The organism is Acidimicrobiales bacterium, from assembly GCA_036270875.1.
Lineage (GTDB): Bacteria > Actinomycetota > Acidimicrobiia > Acidimicrobiales > AC-9 > AC-9.
This window is the reverse complement of sequence record DATBBR010000043.1, coordinates 1-14,038: the sequence shown is the minus strand read 5'-3', so window position 1 is coordinate 14,038 and position 14,038 is coordinate 1. Positions and strand designations below refer to the sequence as shown.

Here is a 14,038-nt window from a genome sequence, read left to right as displayed (position 1 = left end):
GCGTCGCCACCCGCGAGACAGCCGACATGCACCGCGGGACCACCTACCCGCGCCTACCTAGACGGTGGGAGTGCGAGCGGCGTGCTTGCCCGGGTCTAGTCCCCGCTGGAGTGATACCTGCCCCATTTGGGGGTAGAGATCACCCAGGGACTATCTGTGCGGTACGGATATGTACGACTTGTACGACTTGTGCGAATTGCACGGACTGTCCCTAAACTAGCGAGGAGGCGGAACCTTGAAACGATGGATCATGGCGGCCGTGTTGGTCACGGGGATCACTGCGGCGACAGCGGCGACGGCGGGAGCCTCGGCGTTCGACAAAAACGATAATCAGGGGCCCAAGGGCCAGATCAGCCACGCGGGCAATTCGCCCGACTGCCAGCCAGGCAACGGAAACGGCGACACGGTCCAGCACACCCATGTTGGGCCTCCGGGACAGACCGGGGTATCACCGGGTCAGATCCACGGACCAAACAACGGCGCGGAGTTCGACTTTTCGGGGTGCCAGGCGCCTACGCCGCCGCCGACACCGCCCAAGCCACCCACGCCACCAACCCCGCCCGTTCCGGTTGTGCCTGGGCATGGCCCGGTGTCGCCTTCGGCTCTGGCGGCCCTGACACCACAACACCTTGCTGCAGTGCAGGCGGCCCAGCAGGCGGCCCAGCAGCAGGCGGCCCAACAGCAGAGACAGCAACAGCAGGTGACGGTCGCGCCCGCAGCTGCCCCCGTGCAGACGGCAGCACACTTCACCGGCTAACGCGCGGGTATCTAGGGCCTGTTCAGAAGCCCGGGCGCGTGAGGCGCCCGGGCTTCATCGCGCAGCCAGCACCGACTACCGCCGGACCTGGCATGGTCGGCCACACTTGAGGCGATGCCGGCGGCGCCGCGAACTCCGAACGCATCCACGGCCAACTACGCCGGACCCGGAATCTGCGGTCGCTGCTCCACCGCTGCCTGGTCTCCACCGCCCGAACGGTCGACGGGTACCATCGGGCGCCGCCTTGGGCTGTCGGCACGCCACCGTCCTAGAGCCGTCTCGCGATGTCCGACCAACCGTGCCCCGCCCGATGAAGCCCGTGATGCGTCGGTGTGCGGGCGCTGCGAGCATCGAGGGCCGGCCGAGCTGCACCCCGTGCGCTCGGTTTACGGCCAAGTCGTCGCGGGTGCGCTGGACGAGAGCTGCGGCCGACCAATGGTGCTGCGCCCCGCGTCCGCGCCGTGTCCGCGGAACGCCAACCATCTAGGGGTACCGGGCACCCACGGCTGCCGCCGAGCCGAGGCATCATCGCAGGTGGGAGCCACCCACTGCCATCTCCCGCCACCTGCGACTACCACGATTATCTGACGTGACGTTAGCATCGGGTGGAATGGCAACACGTTCTAGTCCTGGGCCGGTCGGGGGGGCTGCGGGCGAGTTCAATCTCGCCGACCTCTTCGAGCGGGCTGTCGACGCCTTCGGCGACCGCGACTACCTGCTGGCCGAGGACAAGCGCCGGACCTACGCCGAGATGGAGGGGCGGGCCAACCGGCTGGCCCACCACCTGGCCGCCCACGGCGTCGGCCCCGGCGACCACGTCGGGATCTACGCCTACAACTCGGTGGAGTGGGTCGAGGCCCTGTGGGCCGTCTTCAAGCTCCGCGCCGTGTGGGTCAACATCAACTACCGCTACGTCGACGACGAGCTCCGGTACCTGTTCGACAACGCCGACCTGGTGGCGCTCATCTACCAGCGGGAGTTCGCCCCCAGGGTCGCCGCCGTGCGTGACCAGCTGCCTCAGCTCCGGCACTCGCTGGTGATCGAGGACGACAGCGGGGCCGAGGCTTCCGGGGTGTCGTCGGTCGACTACGAGGAAGCCCTGGCGTCGGCGTCCCCGGAGCGGGACTTCGGTCCCCGCTCCGGCAAGGACCTCTACCTGCTGTACACGGGCGGGACCACGGGCATGCCCAAGGGCGTGGTGTGGCACCACGAGGACGTGTTCTTCGCGCTGGGGGGCGGCATCGACCCGCGATCCAACGAGCGCGTGGTCAAGCCCGAGGAGATGGTCGAGAAGGGCCGCGCCGGTCCGGTGACCTCGCTGCCCATCGCCCCGCTCATGCACGGGGCCACCCAGTGGGCGGTCATGGGAGGCAGCTTCGTCGGCAACAAGGTGGTCCTGGTGAGCCGGTTCGACCCGCACGGCGTGTGGCACCTCGTCGAGAAGGAGCAGGTCAACCTCCTCATGGTCACCGGCGACGCCATGGCCCGCCCACTGGTCGAGGCGCTCGAGGCGCCGGGCGCCAGCCACGACGTCTCGTCGCTGCTGGCCCTCGTCAGCACGGCGGCCATCTTCTCGCCCACCGTGAAGGACGCCTTCTTCCGCCGGCTCCCCGACCTGGTGATCACCGACGCCATCGGCGCGTCCGAGACGGGGAGCAACGGCCTCGTGCTCGTCCAGCCGGACCACACCGCGATGAGGGGCGGGCCGACGGTGCAGCCCATCGCCGGGTCGGTGGTCCTCGACGACGACCTCGAGCCGGTGGTGCCAGGCTCGGGCGTGGTGGGCAAGCTGGCCCGCATGGGCGACATCCCCGTCGGCTACTACAAGGACCCCGAGAAGACGGCGGCCACCTTCGTCGAGGCGCAGGGCGTGCGCTATGCCATTCCGGGCGACTTCGCCACGGTGGAGGCCGACGGCACCATCACGCTCCTGGGGCGTGGGTCGCAGTCGATCAACTCGGGCGGCGAGAAGATCTTCCCCGAGGAGGTGGAGGCGGCGGTCAAGTCCCACCCCGACGTGTACGACGCCGTCGTGGTGGGCGTACCCGACGAACGATGGGGCCAGCGGGTGGCGGCCGTGGTGCAGCCCCGCCCCGGCGCCGCCGTCGCCCTCGAGCCCATCCAGACTCATTGCCGGACCCTGCTGGCCGGCTACAAGGTCCCCCGGCAGCTGCACGTGGTCGAGACGATCCAGCGCAGCCCGAGCGGCAAGCCCGACTACCCCTGGGCGCTGAGCACAGCGACCTCCGCGACCCCGGCGGCGACGCCGGCCGGACCAACCTGAACCATGACAGACCATTTGGGAGGAAGCGATGCGTACCAAGGCGTCTGAGCTGTTCGAGCTCGACCTGCCGATATTCGCCTTCAGCCACTGCCGCGACGTCGTAGCCGCGGTCAGCCGGGCGGGGGGCATGGGCGTCCTCGGCGCCCTGGCCTTCACGCCCGAGCAGCTCGAGATCGAGCTGTCCTGGATCGACGAGCACGTCGGCGGCAAGCCCTACGGCGTCGACGTGGTCATGCCCGCCTCCTACGCCGGGGCCGGCGAGATCGACCCGCAGCATCTGGAGGACGATCTCCAGAAGATGATCCCCGAGGGGCACCGCAAGTACGTCGAGGAGGTGCTCGACCGCTACCAGGTGCCCAAGCTGCCCCCCGACGACGAGGAGCGCTCGGGCCTGCTGGGGTGGACCCACGAGGGCGCCCGGCCCCAGGTCGACATCGCCCTCTCGCATCCCATCAAGCTGCTGGTCAACGCCCTTGGCCCCCCGCCCAAGGACGTCGTCGACCTGGCCCACGAGCACGGCGTGAAGGTGGCGGCCCTGGTGGGCAAGCCGGCCCAGGCCCAGCGCCAGGTCAACCAGGGCGTGGACATCATCGTGGCCCAGGGCCACGAGGCCGGCGGCCACACCGGCGAGATCTCCACCATGGTGCTGGTCCCGCAGGTGATCGAGGCCGTGGCGCCGATACCGGTGCTGGCGGCCGGGGGCATCGGGAGCGGCCGCCAGATGGCGGCGGCCATGGCCCTCGGAGCCGACGGGGTGTGGACCGGCTCCATCTGGCTCACGGTGGCCGAGAGCGACATGACGCCGCCCGTGATGGACAAGCTGCTGGCGGCCAACTCGTCCGACACGGTCAGGTCACGCTCGCTCACGGGCAAGCCGGCTCGCATGCTCCGGACCCAGTGGACCGATGCATGGGAGAGCTCCGACTCTCCGGGCACCCTGCCCATGCCGCTCCAGTACATGCTCACCGCCGATGCCACCCGCCGCATCAACAAGTTCCAGGTCAACGAGCTGCTGGGCATGCCAGTGGGCCAGATCGTGGGCGAGATGAACAAGGTGCGGCCGGCCAAGGACGTGATCTTCGACATGGTCGAGGAGTTCATCGAGGTCACCGAGAGCCTGGGCGGGCTCGTGGCCGAATCGTCGGACTCCCTATGATGAGGCCATGACCGGAGTCGGAGAGCGGGTCCGCTGCACGAGCTGCGGCACGGAGATCATTGTGGTCAAGGCGCCGACGGGACAGCTGTCGTGTTGCGGGCGCCCGTTGGTCGACCGATCCGAGGAGGGTGCGACCGGTGGCCAACAACCTCGGTAAGCGGTACTCCTGTGCCGAGTGTGGCGGGCAGGTGCTGGTGACCAAGGCGGGCGAGGGCGGCCTCGAGTGCCACGGCCAGGCCATGGAGATCCTCCAGCCCAAGCCGCTGCCGTCCTCGGACTGACCCGGACTGCGGAAGCCGTTGGCCGGGGCAACCGTCGATCCCCGGCTGCTGGCGCCCCGCGCCGGCCGGACCCCGGCGGAGCTGGTGGCCGGCGATCTCGGCGGGGGCGCAACCCTCCTGCGGATCGAAGGTGGCGCGCCCTCGTGGTCCGAGCTGGCCGCGCTCGGCGCCAGTGAGCGGGACGAGGTCCGACGCTTCCTCGGCCACGTCGCCGCGCTCACCATCGGGGTCGGCCCGGAGGCTCCGTGGCTGGCCCCGGCCTTCGACCTGTGGACCGCCGACCCGGCCGAGGCCGACCGGTGGGAGAAGGGGTTCGACCGTGCTCCCCTGGCCGCCATGGCCGCCGCGCTGCTGGTGCGGGGCGGCGAAGCCGCCCGGCGCGATGTCTGGGCGGGGCTGGTGGCCGAGTCGACCACCTACTCGCTGCTCCAGGCCGGGCCCGACTTCCGGCAGTGGCTGGCCACCCGGGCACCCCGAAGCGCGGCTGCCGACACCCGGCCCCGGGTGCAGGTCGAGCGTCAGCGGCGCTCCTGGGAGATCGTGCTGACCCGCCCCGATCGCCACAACGCGCTCGACGCCCGCATGCGCGACGAGCTGCACGCCGCCCTGGACGAGGCGCGGTCACGGCCCGACGTCTCAGTGGTGCTGCGGGGCGAGGGGCCGTCGTTCTGCTCGGGGGGCGACCTCGCCGAGTTCGGGACGGCGCCCGGTCCGGTCGAGGCGCATGCCGTCCGCCTCGGCCGCTCCCTGGCCCTTCTGGTGTGGGAGCTGGGGGCCCGGATCGTGGTGGGCATCCACGGATCCTGCCTGGGCGCGGGGATCGAGCTGCCGGCGTTCGCGGGCCGCGTGGTGGCGGCCGACGACGCCCGGGTCGGGCTACCCGAGCTGGACCTCGGGCTCCTACCGGGGGCGGGCGGGACCGTGTCCATCCCCCGGCGGGCGGGCTCGGGGGTGCTGCTGGACCTCCTCCTGTCGGGAGGGACGATCGACGCCGGCGCCGCCCTGGACGCGGGCCTCGTGGACGAGGTGGTCCCGCCCGACCAACTGCGGGCCCGCCTCCACGAGCTGGCCGGGGGGGCGACGTGAACCTGGCCATGCTGCTGGAGATGGCGGCCGAGGGACACGGCGACCGCATCGCCATCGGGAGCCGCACCGACGGGTTGACGTTCGCCGACGTGTACCGGATGGCGGCGACATCGGCGGCCCGGCTCGGCGAGACCGACGCGCACACCCTCGCCCTGCTGGCGAGCAACGGACCCGTCGTCCCGGTCGCCCTCTTCGCCGCCGCCTGGGCGGGCATCAGCTACGCCCCGCTCAACTACCGCCTGCCCGCGGCCAGGCTGCAGCGACTGGTCGAGCGGCTGCAACCCGCCGTCCAGGTGCACGGAGAGGAGTGGTTGGACGAAAGTGGGCGCGGGGGCGACGGGAGCACCAGCCCAATTGCGCAAGACAGTGAGCGGCCAGCGGTCCTGCTGTTCACCAGTGGGACGTCGGCGGAGCCCAAGGCGGCGGTGCTGGAGCACGACAACCTCGTCTCCTATGTCCTCAACACGGTCGAGTTCGGCTCGGCGGAAGCGGACGAGGCGGCGTTGCTCGCCGTCCCCCCGTTCCACGTGGCGGGGGTGACGAGCGTGCTCACCTCCAGCTACGGCGGACGACGGCTGGTTCCCCTCCCGTCGTTCTCGGCCGAGGGCTGGCTCGAGGCCGCCCGGCGCGAGGACGTGACCCACGCGCTCGTCGTTCCCACCATGCTGGCCCGGATCGTCGATGCCCTGGAGGCGACGCCCGACGCCCGACCGCCGCGGCTGCGCTCGCTGGCCTACGGCGGGTCCCGCATGCCGGGGCCCGTGCTCGAGCGGGCGCTGCGCCTGTTCCCCGACACGGGCTTCGTCAACGCCTACGGGCTGACCGAGACGAGCTCGACGATCGCCGTCCTCGACCCCGACGACCACCGTCGGTCGGCGGCGAGCGACGACCCCGCGGTGCGCCGCCGGCTGAGCTCGGCGGGGCGGCCGGTCCCCGGGATCGAGGTCGTGGTCGCCGACGAGCAGGGGGTCCCGGTCGCCACGGGTGAGGTCGGCGAGATCTGCGTGCGCGGCCCCCAGGTGGGTGGGCGCTACCTCGACGCCGAGGCCAAGCTGGCGCCCGGCGGGTGGTTGCGCACCGGTGACATGGGGTGCCTCGACGCCGAGGGCTACCTCTTCGTCACCGGCCGGGACGACGACCTCATCATCAGCGGCGGCGAGAATATCTCCCCCACCGAGGTGGAGGACGTGCTCCTCAGCCACCCGGCCGTGGCCTCGGCCGCGGCCGTCGGTATCCCCGATCCCGAATGGGGCGAGCGCGTGGGCGCCATGGTCAGCCTCAGGCCGGGCGCCGACGCCGACGCCGACGCCATCCGCGCCTGGGCCTCGGAACGGCTGGGCTCGCTCAAGGCGCCCCGCGCCCTGGTGGTCTCCGCCGAGCTCCCATCCACAGCCACCGGCAAGGTCCTGCGCCGGGAGGTGCGGGCCGCGCTCGACCGACGATGAACGCCCACCGCCTGGTCCTCCGAAACTGTGAGGTCGGCGGGCGCAGCGGGTTGGACGTGTCGATCGAGGGCGGCCGCGTGGTGTCGTTGTCGCCCGAACCCGGGACCCCCGCCGATGTGGAGATCGACGCTGGCGGCGGGGCGCTGCTCCCCGGCCTGCACGACCACCACCTCCACCTGTTCGCCGAGGCGGCCAGGAGATCGTCGGTGGCTTGCAGCCCGCCGGACGTGGTCGACCAGTCGAGCCTGGCCCACACGCTGCGGGCGGCCGCCGCGCACCTGCCTCGGGGCGGCTGGATCCGTGGCGTCGCCTACGACAGCCGCCGGGCCGGCTCCCTCGACCGGGCCCGGCTGGACGCCGCCGTGGACGATCGCCCGGTTCGGGTGAAGGACCGCACTGGACTCTCCTGGACCCTCAACACCGAGGCCCTGCGGGCGACCGGGCTCGAGTCCCGGTTTCCCGACGGCGTGGTGCTGGGAGATGACCGACTGCTCCAGGAGGTGGTCCCGGCAGCTCGACCCGACCTGGGAGGGGTGGCGGCGTCGCTGTGCCGGTACGGCATCACGGGGGTCACCGACACGACGCCGGGGAACACTGCCGGCGACCTGGCGTGCATGCGGTCGCTGGCGGTGCGCGCCCGGGCGATGGCGCCCCCCGACGAGCCGGTGGTGCCGGGGGTGACGCTGCCGACGCTGAAGGTCGTCCTGCGGGAGGACGACGCCGACGTCGAGGACCTGGCGACGAGTATGGAGAAGGCGCACGCGGTGGGCTGGAGCGTGGCCGTACACGCGGTGACGCGGGCCGAGACCGTCGCCGCCGTGGCCGCCTTCGCCCAGGCCGGCGCCGCCGTCGGCGACCGGCTCGAGCACGCCAGCGTGGTGCCGGCCGAGACGATCCCGCTCATCGCCGCACTCGGCCTCACGGTCGTGACCCACCCCGACTTTGTCGCCCGGCGCGGTGACGTCTATCGCGCCGATGTCGATCCGGCCGACCACGACGGGCTGTACCGGCTCCGCAGCCTGCTGGACGCGGGCGTGGCCCTCGGCGCCGGCAGCGACGCGCCCGTGGGTGACCTGGACCCGTGGGCGGCGATGACGGCCGCCGTCGCCAGGACAGGTCCGGACGAGATGGTGCTCGGCGCGCCGGAGCGCCTCTCCCCCGAACAGGCGCTGGCCCTGTTCCTGGGGGCGCCCGAGCACCCGGGGGGGCCGCAGCGCGCCGTTCGCCCGGGCGAGGTGGCCGACCTCTGCCTGCTGAGCTCACCGTGGACGATGGCCCGTCGCCGTTTGTCGGCCGACCTGGTGCGGGCGACGATCGTCGGCGGAGACGTCCTCTGGGAGCCGTGATCCTCGCCGTGTCTTGACTGGCGGCGTTGTTGACGAGGGAAAGGAGTGATCGTGAAGACCAGCACCGAGCGCATCCTCACCACACACACGGGAAGCCTGCCGCGACCTGAGAGCGTCCTTCCCGAAGGGGCCGACCCGGTCGCCGTGGCGGCGGCCGACCCCGACGTGCTGCGCGAAGCCGTGGCGTTGACGGTGGACCGTCAGCTGGACGCCGGGATCGACGTGGTCAACGACGGCGAGGTGAGCAAGATCAGCTACGCCACCTATGTGACCAGCCGCCTGTCTGGCTTTGGGGCCGCCAGCGATGTGCAGGCGAACCTCGTCATGGCCGACATGGCCGAGTTCCCGCGGTTCGTCGAGCGGACCATGGCCCAGGCGTCGTCGGCGCTGGGCACGATCCCGGCCTGCGTCGGGCCCGTCGGCTACGAAGACCCCAGCCAGGTGGAGCGGGACGTCGCCAACCTGAGGGCCGCCACTGATGGCTCCCGTGCGACCGAGGTCTTCATGTCGGCCGCCTCTCCGGGCGTGATCGCCGTCTTTCAGCCCAACCGTCACTACAAGACGGAGGAGGAGTACGTCTTCGCCCTGGCTGACGCCATGAAGACCGAGTACGACCTGATCCACGAGGCCGGCCTGCTGCTCCAGCTGGACTGCCCGGACCTGGCCATGGACTACCACATCCGCGCCCACCCGGAGGGCCGGGAGGCCTTCGTCAAGAGCCTCGGCCCGCGGGTGGAGGCGCTCAACCACGCCACCCGCGACATCCCGTCCGATCGCCTGCGCATGCACCTGTGCTGGGGCAACTACGAAGGTCCCCACCACCACGACATTCCGCTCGCCGACGTCGTCGGCGAGGTGCTGAAGGCGCGGCCCATGGCCATCTCATTCGAGGCGGCCAATCCCCGCCATGAGCACGAGTGGACGCTGTTCGAGGACCTGAAGCTCCCCGACGACAAGGTGCTGATCCCGGGGGTCATCGACTCGACCAGCAACTACATCGAGCACCCCGACCTGGTGGCCCAGCGCCTCGAGCGCTACGCCCGCCTCGTCGGCCAGGAGCGCGTCATGGCCGGCAGCGACTGCGGCTTCGCCACCTTCGCGTCCATGCTCACCGTCGACCCGGCGATCACCTGGGTAAAGCTGGCGGCCATGGCCGAGGGAGCCAGCCGGGCCAGTCAGCGGCTGGCGACCGGATCGACGGCGACGACCACCTAGGTCAGTAGCCGCCGGCCAGCTTGCGGTGGTCCCAGGAGACGATTCGCTCGGGCTCGACCGTGATGGCGATCCGCTTGGCCCCGCTCGCCTCCACCCCGGCGCGGGCGGCGTCATTGAGCTCGCCGAAGTACCGACTGAACAGCCGGGTGCCCACGTCCATCACCGCCTCGTGGTCCTCCGACAGGTGCGCCCGGCCGGCGATCGAGACCCCCCGGAGCTCGCCGTACTCCGTGCCATCCTCGACGAGGACCGTGATGCGCGGGTCGCGGCGCAGGTTCAGGATCTTCTGCGACTTGCGGTAGGTCCAGAAGGCGATCTTTCCGTCGATCACCGCGTAGTACATCGTCACCAGGTGAGGCGTGCCGTCCGGGTTGATCGTCGCCACCTGGAGATTGCGCGGCGGGGCGAGGAACTCGGCGATCTCCGCCGCGGTCATGACGATCTGGTCCCTGCGGCTCACGCGGTGGCCCCTCTCGTTCCGGGCCCGCCTGCGGCAGGACGCCAGAACGGCACACCGACGTCGGGCTCGGCCTCGATCATGTGCACCTCCACCGGCATCCCGATGTGCACCTCGTCGAGCTGGCAGTCCGTGAGGTTGCCCATCATGCGGACGCCCTCCTCCAGCTCGACCATGGCGACCACATAGGGGAGCTCGTCGCGGAACGGACGGGCGTGGTTCTGGCGGATGACGGTGAAGGTGTGGACCGTGCCTCGACCCGACGCCGCCTCCCACTCCGGGTCGTCCCCACAGACGATGCACACGGCGCGGGGATAGAACTGGCGATGCCCGGACGGGCACCGCTGGATCAGGAGCTGGCCCCGGGAAGCCGCCTCCCAGAAGGGCTTGGACACGTTGTCTGGGCGCGGGAGCGGTCGCTCCCACTGCGCGGCCGGCTGCGGGGCCCCGTCCGATCCCTTTCCCGGCGGCGTCACGACCGGCGGTCCCGGGTCACGGATGCTCCCGGCCGAGGATCACGGCGCCGATGCAGGAGAGCCAGCCGCCGGAGCCGCACGCCAGGGCCAGCTCGCAGTCGGGGACCTGCGCCTCCCCGGCCTGGCCCCGCAGCTGACGGACGGACTCGATCAGCAGGAAGATTCCCCGCATGCCCGGGTGGGAAGACGACAGCCCCCCGCCGTCGGTGTTGAGCGGCAGGTCGCCCCCCCGGCGCAGGTGGCCCTCCTTGACGAACGCGCCGCCCTCCCCTCTGGCGCAGAACCCGAGGCCCTCGAGCAGGAGCATGACCGTGATGGTGAAGCTGTCGTAGAACTGGATGGTGTCGATGTCGGCCGGTGTGACGCCGGCTTGACCGAAGGCGACGGGCCCGCACCGGCTCGCCGCCGTGTCGGTGAAGTCGGGCATCTGGCTGATGTTCCAGTGCGTCTGGGCACCGGCCGCGCCGAGCACGTAGACCGGAGGCTGGCGCAGGTCCCGCGCCCGCTCGGCCGTCGTCATCACGATCGCCCCGCCGCCGTCAGAGATCACGCAGCAGTCCAGCTTGTGCAGGGGGTCGGCGATGAGCCGCGAGGCCAGGACGTCGTCGACTGTGATCGGCTCGCGGTACATGGCTCTCGGGTTGAGGCCTGCGAACTCCCGGACGCCGACGGCGATCTCGGCCAGCTGCTCCGATGTCGTCCCGAACTCGTACATGTGGCGCTGGGCCGCCATTGCGTAGGAGCCCACCAGTGAGTTGCCGAAGGGCGCCTCGTACTGCTGGGGCCCGGCGAAGCGCTTCACCCCTCGACCGAGCCCGCCGGTGCCGAGACCCCGTCCCATCCTGGACAGCTGGTCGGAGCCGTAGGTGATGAGGACGGTGTCGCACAGCCCCTGTCTGATGGCGGCGGCCGCGTGCTGGACGTGGAACTCGAACGACGACCCGCCGGTCATGGTGCCGTCGATGTAGCGGTGGTCGATGCCGAAGTACTCCGCCATGGTGACGGCATCGTCGATCATCATCCCGCCGCCGCCGGCGTCGAGATAACCGTCGATCTCGTCCTTCGCCACACCGCAGTCAGCCAGCGCCCGCTGCATGGCCTGGGCGTGGTGCTGCACACCGTCGAGGTGTGGTGCCTGTGGGTAGTCGCTCAGCCCCGTCCCGACGATGACGGGTACCCGGTCCGGCATCGAGGGTGCTCAGTCCTCGATCGAGATGGCGGCCTTGGGGCAGAGCCGCACGGCCTGCTCGACCTTGTCCCTCATCTCCTCTGGCGGCTGCTCGTTCAGGATGTAGAGGTTGTCGTCCTCTCGCACCTCGAAGACCTCGGGTGCCACGCCCATGCAGAGGGCGTTGCTCTCGCAGAGGTCATAGTCGACTACTACCCGCATGACACGCTCATCCTCGGTTCCGGCGGTTGTCTCGGCCGCGGGCCATACTAGGTTCTCGGGCCGAACGGGTTCTAGTGCGGCTGGGAGCAGGGTCCCCGGTTGGCCCACTTGACGATGCAGTTGACGACGGAGGCCGGCATGGATACTGCCTTCACCCGGCTCGTCGGTTGCACGGTGCCGCTCCAGCAGGCGGGCATGGGCGGTGCGGCCAGCCCCGATCTCGCCGTGGCTGTCACCGACGCCGGCGCCCTCGGGATGGTCGGGATGCCGATGGCCCCGCCGGCGGAGGTGGCCGAAGTGCTGGAGTCCGTGGGCCAGCGGACCGCCGGTCCGGTCGGCGTCAACTTCCTGATGCCGTTCGTCGACCGCGAGGCGGTGGCAGCGGCCGCCGGCCGGTGCCGGCTCGTCGAGTTCTTCTACGGCGAGCCGGACGCCGCCCTGGTGGCCCTCGTCCATGAGGGCGGGGGACTGGTCGGATGGCAGGTCGGGTCGGTCGACGAGGCAAGAGCGGCCGCCGGCGCAGGGTGCGACCTCGTGGTGGCCCAGGGTGTCGAAGCCGGCGGGCACGTCCGGGGTCGGGTCGCCCTGCTCCCGCTGCTCGAGGCCGTGCTCGAGGCGGTGGACGTACCCGTGGTCGCCGCCGGCGGGATCGCCACGGCCAGGACCATGGCTGCGGTCCTCGCCGCCGGCGCCGCGGCAGCCCGGGTGGGTACCCGCTTCGTGGCGACTGCGGAGGCCGATGCCCACCAGTCGTACGTCGAGGCGCTGATCGCCGCCGGGCCTGACGACACCGTGCTCACGACGACGTTCTCGGTCCTGTGGCCCGATGCGCCGCACCGGGTGCTCAGGTCCTGCGTCGAAGCCGCCCAGGCGATCCACGACGACGTCGTGGGCGAGATGGAGATGCCCGGCGGCGCCCGGGTCCCGGTCGCCCGCCTGAGCCCGCCATGTCCCGGGCGACGCACAACGGGACGGACCGACGCCATGGCCCTCTACGCCGGGCAGTCCGTCGGCGCCGTGCACCAGGTGGACCGCGCCGCCGACGTCGTGCGGGAGCTGGCGGAGGGGGCCGAGGCGCTCCTGAAGGGCCGGCGCTCCTAAGGGCCGGCGCTCCGTCCCCTCCTACGACCGCAGGACCGGTTCCGGCAGCAGCGCCAGCCCGCTTCCCCTCGGGACGCGCCACTGCCGGAGGTCGTCCAAGAAGATGACGTCACGGTCCTGTCCGCCCCACCCCCGCCCCGACCGCCGCCTCGGGACCGGCGTCTCGAACCCCAGGACCTCCTCGAGAGTTCCGCCCCGCTCCCACGCCGCCGCCAGGTCGGCGATGGCGGCGAGGGAGTAGCCCCGCCGCTGGAGACCCAGGATGGCGTCCAGCCGCCGGCGGTGGCCGTCGTCGTAGTGGCCCGTCCGGCCGACGAGACGGGGTGGCGGCAGGAGCCCCCGGGACTGGAACGCCCGCAGGTTGCGACTGGTGGTCCCGGCGACGACAGCCAGCTCGTCGATCGTCCAGGGACCGGGCTCGGGTTCGGGTTGGGGACCGATTTGCGTCACCGAATTATGTTACATAGATTTATGGCGCCGAGGAGGTCGACGATGGCGCTGGGTTGCCCGCTGTTGGACGAGTTGCCCCACCGCGTCGAACTCGACGGCGGCATCGTCGCCGTGGAGCTCGACGTCACCGACGAGATGCGGGGCCCGGGCGGCGCCGTCCACGGCGGCCTGGTCGCCAGCCTCATCGACTGCGCCGGTGCCGTGGCCGTCGCCCGCGCCAGCGCGCGACTCGTCGCCACGTCGAGCTCGTCGATCAGCTACCTGGCCGCCGGTCGCGTCGGGCCGCTGCGGGCGGGCGCGACGGCCATCCGCATCGCCAGCCACCACGGCGTGGCCGACGTCCGTGTCTGCGACGCCGGACACGGCGATCGGCTGGTCGCCTCCGCCTTGGTGACCCTCAGCTTCCTGCCCGGCGAATCCTTCACCAGGCGCGTCTCGCCGGGCGGCCCACCCGCCTAGGTGCTGGGCGAGCTGTCGAGGAGCATCCGGGGAGCCGGGCCGAACCGTGTCTCGACCTCGCGATCGAAGATGAAACCGACCTTCTCGTAAAAGGCGAGCGCGTGGGGGTTGGCGATCACCTCGACCTCCGAGAAC

General features: G+C 71.4%; 14 protein-coding genes. 9 read left to right on the top strand and 5 right to left on the bottom strand.

What is annotated here, in order from left to right; translation table 11 throughout:
- Nucleotides 1–1,367: 1,367 nt before the first annotated feature.
- From VH112_04805 to VH112_04775, 7 genes are all read left to right on the top strand, one after another.
- Nucleotides 1,368–3,041: an acyl-CoA synthetase gene (locus VH112_04805; protein HEX4539545.1), complete on the top strand. Its 1,674-nt coding sequence runs from the start codon at nucleotides 1,368–1,370 to the stop codon at nucleotides 3,039–3,041.
- A gap of 28 nt (nucleotides 3,042–3,069) precedes the next feature.
- Complete coding sequence (locus VH112_04800; protein HEX4539544.1) at nucleotides 3,070–4,197, top strand: nitronate monooxygenase family protein; 1,128 nt, start codon at nucleotides 3,070–3,072, stop codon at nucleotides 4,195–4,197.
- Between the two features lie 137 nt (nucleotides 4,198–4,334).
- Nucleotides 4,335–4,478: a hypothetical protein gene (locus VH112_04795; protein ID HEX4539543.1), complete on the top strand. Its 144-nt coding sequence runs from the start codon at nucleotides 4,335–4,337 to the stop codon at nucleotides 4,476–4,478.
- A gap of 18 nt (nucleotides 4,479–4,496) precedes the next feature.
- Nucleotides 4,497–5,564 (top strand): enoyl-CoA hydratase/isomerase family protein, encoded by a 1,068-nt coding sequence (locus tag VH112_04790; GenBank protein HEX4539542.1) that lies wholly within the window; start codon nucleotides 4,497–4,499, stop codon nucleotides 5,562–5,564.
- The gene (locus VH112_04785; protein HEX4539541.1) at nucleotides 5,561–7,009 is read left to right on the top strand and encodes a class I adenylate-forming enzyme family protein; all 1,449 of its coding nucleotides are present in this window, start codon (nucleotides 5,561–5,563) and stop codon (nucleotides 7,007–7,009) included. The genes VH112_04790 and VH112_04785 overlap by 4 nt, the downstream gene beginning before the upstream one ends.
- Nucleotides 7,006–8,355, top strand: a complete 1,350-nt coding sequence (locus VH112_04780) for an amidohydrolase family protein (GenBank protein HEX4539540.1) — start codon at nucleotides 7,006–7,008, stop codon at nucleotides 8,353–8,355. The genes VH112_04785 and VH112_04780 overlap by 4 nt, the downstream gene beginning before the upstream one ends.
- 51 nt (nucleotides 8,356–8,406) lie before the next feature.
- Complete coding sequence (locus VH112_04775; protein ID HEX4539539.1) at nucleotides 8,407–9,570, top strand: cobalamin-independent methionine synthase II family protein; 1,164 nt, start codon at nucleotides 8,407–8,409, stop codon at nucleotides 9,568–9,570.
- A gap of 1 nt (nucleotide 9,571) precedes the next feature.
- Here the strand turns inward: VH112_04775 and VH112_04770 are convergent, their stop codons facing one another.
- The 4 genes from VH112_04770 to VH112_04755 all read right to left on the bottom strand — a co-directional run bounded on the left by VH112_04770 (nucleotide 9,572) and on the right by VH112_04755 (nucleotide 11,893).
- Nucleotides 9,572–10,030 carry a TIGR03618 family F420-dependent PPOX class oxidoreductase gene (locus tag VH112_04770; protein ID HEX4539538.1) on the bottom strand — a complete coding sequence of 153 codons (459 nt, stop codon included), beginning with the start codon at nucleotides 10,028–10,030 and terminating at the stop codon, nucleotides 9,572–9,574.
- Nucleotides 10,027–10,422 carry a Zn-ribbon domain-containing OB-fold protein gene (locus VH112_04765; protein ID HEX4539537.1) on the bottom strand — a complete coding sequence of 132 codons (396 nt, stop codon included), beginning with the start codon at nucleotides 10,420–10,422 and terminating at the stop codon, nucleotides 10,027–10,029. The genes VH112_04770 and VH112_04765 overlap by 4 nt, the downstream gene beginning before the upstream one ends.
- A gap of 97 nt (nucleotides 10,423–10,519) precedes the next feature.
- Complete coding sequence (locus tag VH112_04760; GenBank protein HEX4539536.1) at nucleotides 10,520–11,692, bottom strand: acetyl-CoA acetyltransferase; 1,173 nt, start codon at nucleotides 11,690–11,692, stop codon at nucleotides 10,520–10,522.
- A 9-nt stretch (nucleotides 11,693–11,701) separates the two neighbouring features.
- Nucleotides 11,702–11,893, bottom strand: a complete 192-nt coding sequence (locus VH112_04755) for a ferredoxin (protein ID HEX4539535.1) — start codon at nucleotides 11,891–11,893, stop codon at nucleotides 11,702–11,704.
- A gap of 114 nt (nucleotides 11,894–12,007) precedes the next feature.
- On the opposite strand from VH112_04755, the gene VH112_04750 reads away from it, so the two are divergent.
- A complete protein-coding gene (locus VH112_04750) occupies nucleotides 12,008–12,994 on the top strand; it encodes a nitronate monooxygenase (GenBank protein HEX4539534.1) in 987 nt (328 codons plus the stop codon).
- Nucleotides 12,995–13,015: 21 nt separating this feature from the next.
- Here the strand turns inward: VH112_04750 and VH112_04745 are convergent, their stop codons facing one another.
- On the bottom strand, nucleotides 13,016–13,444 hold the full coding sequence (locus tag VH112_04745) for a MerR family transcriptional regulator (protein ID HEX4539533.1): 429 nt from the start codon (nucleotides 13,442–13,444) through the stop codon (nucleotides 13,016–13,018).
- A gap of 42 nt (nucleotides 13,445–13,486) precedes the next feature.
- Between VH112_04745 and VH112_04740 the strand changes: the two genes are divergently transcribed.
- Complete coding sequence (locus VH112_04740; GenBank protein HEX4539532.1) at nucleotides 13,487–13,903, top strand: PaaI family thioesterase; 417 nt, start codon at nucleotides 13,487–13,489, stop codon at nucleotides 13,901–13,903.
- The last annotated feature ends 135 nt before the right edge of the window (nucleotides 13,904–14,038 follow it).

What these genes read in the sequence shown, in the direction of transcription:
- VH112_04805 (HEX4539545.1), top strand. Translation starts at nt 1,368, where the DNA reads ATGGCAACACGTTCTAGTCCTGGGCCGGTCGGGGGGGCTGCGGGCGAG.
- VH112_04800 (HEX4539544.1), top strand. Translation starts at nt 3,070, where the DNA reads ATGCGTACCAAGGCGTCTGAGCTGTTCGAGCTCGACCTGCCGATATTC.
- VH112_04780 (HEX4539540.1), top strand. Translation starts at nt 7,006, where the DNA reads ATGAACGCCCACCGCCTGGTCCTCCGAAACTGTGAGGTCGGCGGGCGC.
- VH112_04760 (HEX4539536.1), bottom strand. Translation starts at nt 11,692, where the DNA reads ATGCCGGACCGGGTACCCGTCATCGTCGGGACGGGGCTGAGCGACTAC.
- VH112_04755 (HEX4539535.1), bottom strand. Translation starts at nt 11,893, where the DNA reads ATGCGGGTAGTAGTCGACTATGACCTCTGCGAGAGCAACGCCCTCTGC.
- VH112_04750 (HEX4539534.1), top strand. Translation starts at nt 12,008, where the DNA reads ATGCAGTTGACGACGGAGGCCGGCATGGATACTGCCTTCACCCGGCTC.
- VH112_04740 (HEX4539532.1), top strand. Translation starts at nt 13,487, where the DNA reads ATGGCGCTGGGTTGCCCGCTGTTGGACGAGTTGCCCCACCGCGTCGAA.